Origin of the sequence: Thermalbibacter longus (assembly GCF_023806485.1) — a bacterium.
In the GTDB taxonomy this organism is placed as follows: Bacteria; Chloroflexota; Chloroflexia; order Thermomicrobiales; family Thermomicrobiaceae; genus Thermalbibacter; species Thermalbibacter longus.
Window position 1 is genome coordinate 138,615 of record NZ_JAMSLR010000009.1, and the last position, 6,175, is coordinate 144,789.

The 6,175-nt window shown below is 68.9% G+C and carries 11 protein-coding genes; 10 read left to right on the forward strand and 1 reads right to left on the reverse strand.

Annotated features, from left to right (window positions below; translation table 11 throughout):
• Positions 1-22: 22 nt before the first annotated feature.
• The 10 genes from NET02_RS12650 to NET02_RS12695 all read left to right on the forward strand — a co-directional run bounded on the left by NET02_RS12650 (position 23) and on the right by NET02_RS12695 (position 5,804).
• The gene (locus NET02_RS12650) at positions 23-529 is read left to right on the forward strand and encodes a hypothetical protein (RefSeq protein WP_284057787.1); all 507 of its coding nucleotides are present in this window, start codon (positions 23-25) and stop codon (positions 527-529) included.
• 108 nt (positions 530-637) lie between these two features.
• Positions 638-913 (forward strand): hypothetical protein, encoded by a 276-nt coding sequence (locus NET02_RS12655; protein WP_284057788.1) that lies wholly within the window; start codon positions 638-640, stop codon positions 911-913.
• 114 nt (positions 914-1,027) lie between these two features.
• Positions 1,028-1,288: a hypothetical protein gene (locus NET02_RS12660; protein ID WP_284057789.1), complete on the forward strand. Its 261-nt coding sequence runs from the start codon at positions 1,028-1,030 to the stop codon at positions 1,286-1,288.
• Entirely contained in the window at positions 1,285-3,405 is a 2,121-nt protein-coding gene (locus NET02_RS12665; protein WP_284057790.1) for an AAA family ATPase, read from the forward strand. The genes NET02_RS12660 and NET02_RS12665 overlap by 4 nt, the downstream gene beginning before the upstream one ends.
• Positions 3,402-3,917, forward strand: coding sequence for a primase-like DNA-binding domain-containing protein (locus NET02_RS12670; RefSeq protein ID WP_284057791.1), 516 nt, complete (start codon positions 3,402-3,404; stop codon positions 3,915-3,917). Before NET02_RS12665 ends, NET02_RS12670 begins: the two co-directional genes overlap by 4 nt.
• Positions 3,914-4,081, forward strand: coding sequence for a hypothetical protein (locus NET02_RS12675; protein WP_284057792.1), 168 nt, complete (start codon positions 3,914-3,916; stop codon positions 4,079-4,081). Before NET02_RS12670 ends, NET02_RS12675 begins: the two co-directional genes overlap by 4 nt.
• Positions 4,071-4,529 (forward strand): hypothetical protein, encoded by a 459-nt coding sequence (locus NET02_RS12680; protein WP_284057793.1) that lies wholly within the window; start codon positions 4,071-4,073, stop codon positions 4,527-4,529. Before NET02_RS12675 ends, NET02_RS12680 begins: the two co-directional genes overlap by 11 nt.
• Positions 4,483-5,106 carry a hypothetical protein gene (locus NET02_RS12685; protein ID WP_284057794.1) on the forward strand — a complete coding sequence of 208 codons (624 nt, stop codon included), beginning with the start codon at positions 4,483-4,485 and terminating at the stop codon, positions 5,104-5,106. Before NET02_RS12680 ends, NET02_RS12685 begins: the two co-directional genes overlap by 47 nt.
• Entirely contained in the window at positions 5,106-5,318 is a 213-nt protein-coding gene (locus NET02_RS12690) for a hypothetical protein (RefSeq protein WP_284057795.1), read from the forward strand. Before NET02_RS12685 ends, NET02_RS12690 begins: the two co-directional genes overlap by 1 nt.
• A gap of 6 nt (positions 5,319-5,324) precedes the next feature.
• Positions 5,325-5,804 carry a hypothetical protein gene (locus tag NET02_RS12695; RefSeq protein ID WP_284057796.1) on the forward strand — a complete coding sequence of 160 codons (480 nt, stop codon included), beginning with the start codon at positions 5,325-5,327 and terminating at the stop codon, positions 5,802-5,804.
• Positions 5,805-5,969: 165 nt separating this feature from the next.
• Here NET02_RS12695 and NET02_RS12700 read toward each other — a convergent pair.
• A partial coding sequence (locus NET02_RS12700; protein ID WP_284057797.1) for a hypothetical protein occupies positions 5,970-6,175 on the reverse strand: 206 nt, incomplete at its 5' end.

Genomic DNA, 6,175 nt, shown 5'->3' on the forward strand with positions numbered 1-6,175 from the left:
GCTTCGCCAGGGAAGCAGTGAGATGGCCGACAACCGCGGTATGCCCCATTGCCGGTGGAACCGGGATCACACGAAGGCCCTCTGCCCACACTGCCCAGGCGGGAAGCTCGGTGACGTGCTCACCGAGCCGCACCCCCTGAGCGGTCAGCCGATCGTCGTGCTCGAGCTGCCGCGCGGCTTCGTGCAGCGGAAAGATGGCATCTGGGTGCGGAGTAAGGCCGCGCGCGCTCGTATCGGTGAGATGCCGGTGAATCTACACCTGGTACGCGATCCGGATCGATACCGGAGTGGGCAGCCGGCACAGCGGTTCCGGTATGATCTCGCGCCGCCGCCGATCATTGCCCGCTCAGCGCGGGACGTCGCCGCCTGGCTTGCGTGGGCATTGCGCGAGATGGGCCTGTGGGGCGTGGCTGGTGAGCCGTATCAGACTGATGCTACTGTTGAGGCACCTAGGCCGCAGACCGCGATGCCGTGCTATGTCGAATGCCCTGACTGCCGCAGTGTCGCCTACGTGAGCTATCCCTCTTGATGCCGTACATACATCGTGGTAAGCTAGCGGCAACGTAAACGCTGCGGTGGACACCGCCTACACCTGCCGGCTGGGTGACCGGTCGGGGGTCGGAAGGCGGTGTCGAAAGTGACCCGATCCCCACGAACAGCTCAAGCCCTCGAGGCGCTCCGGGCGTTACCGCCGGAGGAGCTCCGGGAGCGGAAGCAGCGCGCCGCGCGCGCGTCGGCGGCTGCCCGCCGCCAGATTGCGGATGAGGCGGTTACCATCACCGTCCATATCCGCCCGGCCCACGCGCTGACGCCGGAGCAGCTCGCCGCCTGGCGGAGCTTCTGGCGGGCTATATTGGCCACTGAGCCGGAGTTGCCGGCCCCCGACGGAGAGGAGGCCGGCAGCGATGCATAGATGGCCGACGCCCCCGGGCGGGCGGCCGGGGGCGACAGCAGGCGGGCGCATATCCGCATTACGCCCCCATCATACCCCATCCGGGTATACCCCCACAAGCGAGAGGGGGCGGCGATGGCGGTGATCCATCCTGGCGCCCCGTGGCCCTACGAGCACCTGGTCGGTCATGCCTGCTTCTACTGCCACCTGCCAGTCGAGCCGCCTGCGGTCGTGTGGTTCGGCTATGAGGGGACGCTCCTCTTGCACCCCGGCTGCGTGCTCGACCTCTTCGTGCGCGTCGCGCGCGATGTCCACGAGATCGAATGCACGACCGGTCGCCCCACGACGGTGCTGGCGCTGCGGCGCCAGATCGAGCAGGAGGAGGGGCGGCGATGATCGACGTCACCGCGATCCTCCAGGCGCTCACCTGTGGTAATCCCCGCTGTGAGTGCCAGCGGGCGATCAAGCGAAGCCAGGGGAAGGTGCACTGTCCGTGTCATGCCGACCGCGAGCCCAGCCTCAGCGTCACGACGGCTCGCGACGGCACGATCCTCCTCAAATGTTTCGCGGGCTGCCGCAACCGAGACGTGATCCGCGAGCTGCAGGATCGAGGTCTCTGGCCTCGCCGCGAGCCTGCCCGCGAGACACGCTACGAGGTCCGTGACGTGGACGGCACGCTGGTCGCCGTCCACGTCCGGATCGACCGCCCAGGCCGCGAGAAGCAGATGTGGTGGGAGGGGCCGGACGGCCGCCGAGGCCTCGGCGGCCGGCGCGTCGAGGGCTTGCCACTCTACGCGATCGAGCGGCTGGGCGACGCCGAGCAGGTGGTGATCACCGAGGGCGAGAAGGCGGCTGACGCGCTCCTCAGGCTCGGCATCCCAGCGGTCGGCACGGTCTGTGGCGCGGACACGATCCCATCAGTCGAGTCGCTGCGACCGCTAGCCGGGCGGCTAGTCTGGTTGTGGCCAGATGCTGACGACGCCGGTCAATCCCACATGCGTCGGCTCGCCGAGCGGCTGAGCGCACTCGGGTGCGAGTACGTCTGGGTGATCGACTGGCCCGACGCACCGCTGAAAGGGGATGCAGCGGACTTCGTCGCTCGTGGCGGCACCGCCGAAGACGTCCTGCGCCTCATGGCCGAGGCCGAGCAATGGGTGCCAGGTGTCCCGGCGCCGGAACCTGGCATGGCAGACCGTGTCGATTCTCCACCAACTCCACCGACTGGTATACCCGGTGGAGCTGGTGGAGCTGGTGGGGCTTTTCGGCTGACGGCGCTGGGCGACCTCCTGGACGAGCCGGAAGAGGATATCGCCTGGCTGGTGCAAGGCATGCTCCCCAGCGGCGGCGTCTCCCTGCTCGGCGCGAAGCCGAAGGTCGGGAAGAGCACGACGGCTCGCTGCCTGGCGCTGGCCGTGGCGCGGGGCGAGCCGTTCCTGGGCCGGGAGACCGCTCAAGGCTCAGTCGTCTACCTGGCGCTCGAGGAGAAGCGGGCCGAGATCGCCAAGCACTTCCGGCGTCAGGGCGCAAGCGGCGGCGATCCCGTGTACGTCCACGTCGGGGTAGCACCCGAGCGCGCCTTGGAGGCGCTGGCTGCCGCGATCGAGTTGCACAAGCCGGCGCTAGTCATCGTCGATCCGCTGCTTAAGCTCGTGCGCGTGCGGGACGCGAACGACTATGCCGAGGTGACGCGGGCGCTGGAACCCGTGATCGAGCTCGCGCGAACGAGCGGCTGCCACATCCTGCTGATCCACCACCTGGCCAAGGGCGAGCGGACTGGGGGCGACGCGATCCTGGGCTCCACCGCGCTCTTCGGGGCCGTGGATACGGCGCTCCTCATGCGCCGGCACCAGGACGGCACGCGCACTATCGAGACGATCCAGCGGTACGGCGACGACCTGCCGGAGTCGGTGATCGTGCTCGACGAGCGGACTGGGACGGTGACGCTGGCCGGCACCGTCGCCGAGCGCAAGCAGGCCGAAGCGGAGGCGGCGATCCTCGAGGCCGTGAAAGACGCTGCGCTCACCGAGCCGGAGATCCGCGAAGCCACGCAGATGCAGGCCACGCTCTGCGCTCGCGCCATCCGCTCGCTGGTGGAACGCGGGGTGCTGTCGCGGAGCGGTAGCGGGAAGCGCGGTGACCCATACCGCTACGCGGCCTCGCCCGGATTCTCCACCAGCTCCACCAGCTCCACTTTCTCCACCAGCTCCACCAGCTCTACCGAGCCCACTCAATTCTCCACCAGCTCCACCCAAACGGGCCTGGTGGAGAAATCTCCGCGTCAGGACGCGGAAAACGAGGGCAATGTCGATTCTCCACCCGCTCTACTATATGGGGTGCTTGGTGGAGAATCTGACGGTGCCTCACCGTCCGTTGTGCGGCCTCCCCGCTGCCGCTGCGGCGGAGTGCTGGAGCCGACAGACGATCCCCAGTGGCTACGGTGCTCAGCATGCCGGAACTACGCGCGGGCCGGTGATCCGGCGCTGCGGCGGCAGGGGAGCGGAGGCCGGCCGTGAGCACGCGCTCGAATCCCGCGACGCTGATCGCCCAGCTCGGGCCGGAAGTTGCGCTCCTGGCCGCGTTTAAGGATCTTTACAGCGACTACAAGGCCTGGTGCGAAGAGCAGGGCGAGCAACCACTAGGAACGCGCGCGTTCGGCAATCGCCTGAGCGAGCGAGGCTTCAACCCGACGCTGATTGCCGGCAAGACGAAGGCCCGCGCCGGTATCCGTCTCTTGTCTTCTACTCGTGATATCTCGATGCCGCCGTATGCGCCGAATGCGCCCAAAAGTGACTATAACGGAGAAACATATATAGACACGACGGCGTTATACGCACTTGAGGGCGCATCGGGCGCATTGAGCGGGGAACCGAGCGCCGAGCATACTTCCCCGAATTTCGGAAACGGTCACGACCCACCGGGCGACGCGGCGCGGTGTCGCCTGTGCGGCCTGGCGTTGCTCACGGAGCAGTCGATTGCGGCTGGGGTCTGCGCCCGGTGCCGTGAGGCGACAGGAGTAGCACCATGAGCCAACGCGAGGCGCTCCTGCGGGTGATCGAACTCCTGGCCGCTGCGGCCGAGACGGCGCACCGGGCTGAGCTGGTGCAGGTTGCGCTCCTGATCGAGTCCACGCTGCTCGACGCTCAGCGGGCCTATCGACGAAGGTACGAGGTGGTGAGCGATGACCAGTGACAGCGACCCGGTAGTGCACCACCCTGTACGCCAGGTGATGGCGGCGATCAAGGCGGCTGGCTCGCCAGCGGAGATCGCGCGCGTCGTCGGGGACTATCTCGACGCACTGAGTGTCCGGGCTCCGCCAGGCCACCAGATCGCCGAGACAGGCGACAGCCTGGGCCCCGACAGGACGCTCGGTCTCTCGCCTGTCCAGGCGCTGGTGGCGGCGGTTGTCCGGTGCGCCGTAGCTGACTGCCGCCAGGGCCGGCGCGAGGCCTGCCGCTGGCTGCGTGGCGACGCGCGTGCGTGGCTCGCCCTCGTGCTCGGCGACGCAGCGCTCGACTACGCCACCCAGCGGCTCGCAGACCTGGCAGATCAGATTGAGCGTGTGAACAATCGACCGAGAAAGGAGCAGCGCGATGAAGACGATCGACGACCTGATCCGGAAGGCCGATGCCGTAGCTGAGGAGCTGAGCGGCCGGCTCCAGGCGCTCGAGCAGGGACTCGACGAGCAGGGACGACGTGTCCGGCCCAGCGACCGCGACTACGAGCGCGAGCGCGTGATCGCTGAGGCCGAGCGCCGGATCGGCGCGATCGAGCAACAGCTCGCCAGCCTGCTCGACTCGGCTCCTGACGAGGCCGAAGCCGTGCTCCGACGGCTCGCGTTGACCGGCGTTGACGCCCTGGACTACCGCCAGCGCATCGAACGAGCTATCGAGAGGGCTGGCGGCGACAGCCCTCGCGCTTTCCGGTCGGAGCTCCGGCAGGCAGTCAACGACCGCGACGCGCGCCGTGCCGCGTGGCTCATCCGCGAGTGTGGCGTCTACCTCACTCGTGACCGCGCGGAGGCATTCGCCCGTGAGGCGCTTGAGGCGCTCGAGACCTTGCTGCCGCCCTCTGATGCCGAGTGCATCCAGCTGTACCGGGTGCTCCGGTTCGAAGGACGGCTCGCGCTCGAGAGTCGTCTCCTGTTCGCGCGTGGTGCGGTGCGGCGCGCCAAAGGCGAAGCCCCGCGGCCGCTCAGCGTCCGGGAGATGGTGTGATGGGACGGCGGCGACAGCCGGCCTCTGAGCAGCAGGCGCTCTTTACGGCGCTGGTCAAGGCGCTCGTCGCTGCGATCGGGGCGGAACTCCGCGGTGACCGGGAAACGCGTGACGCGCTGGCCGCTGAGGCGCAACGGCTCGCAGCGACGCTCGACTGCCGATGGCCGGGCTGGCGTGCCTGGGCATCGCGCAACTTGCGACGGAAACGGTGACAATCGATGCCAGCGGACGCACTCTCGCCGAAACAACGAATCTTCGCGGCAGCGCTGGCGCGTGGCGCGAGCCTGGCCGAAGCTGCGGCAGAGGCCGGCGTCTCGAAGCGGACGGCCGTCCGCTGGCATCAGCACCCCGCTGTCCGCGCCGCAGTCGAAGCGCACCTGGCGCGGATGGAGGAGGCCATCACCCTTGGACTGGTCGCTGGAGCGAGCGAGGGCATCACCCGGCTCCGGCAGGCGCTCGGTGAGCCTGACCAGCGGCTGGCCGTCAGAGCGGCCGATCGCCTGGTGAGCCACTACCTCACCCGCGTCGTGGCGCTGCGGCAGGGAGCGCTGTGGGATCAGGCCGAGATCGAGCGCCTGACGCGGGTGATGGAGCAGGCACTGGTGAGCACGCTCGCCGAGTTGGGGCTCGGCGAGCGTGAGGCCGAAGCGCGGAAGCTGCTGGCTGAGGCGATCCAGCGTGCCTTCGCTAGCACTTGAGCGGACTGCTCCCCACGCGCGGGCGCAACAGTCGAAGGGGGCTTCCGGGGGAAACCGGGGATTTCCGGGGACACGCCCCACACACCATTTTGTTTTCGGCAGAAAATGCCGCCCCCAGGTGCTACCCCAGGGGCGGCGGGTACAGGGAGGGGGAAGTGGGGTATGCTACCGCTGGTACCGCTCGGCTGCGCCCACCAGCGGCCAGCCGCGGCGGTACAGGATCAGGCGGGCCAGGACGGACTCGGCGTAGACGGCGTGCACGCGCTCCGGCTGCAGGCGGCGGAACGGGCGTGCTGTCCACACGGTCACCTGGCCCGCGTCGTCGAGGCGCAGGCGGGCCGGCCGCCAGCGGTCCGACGGCGCGCGCTGCA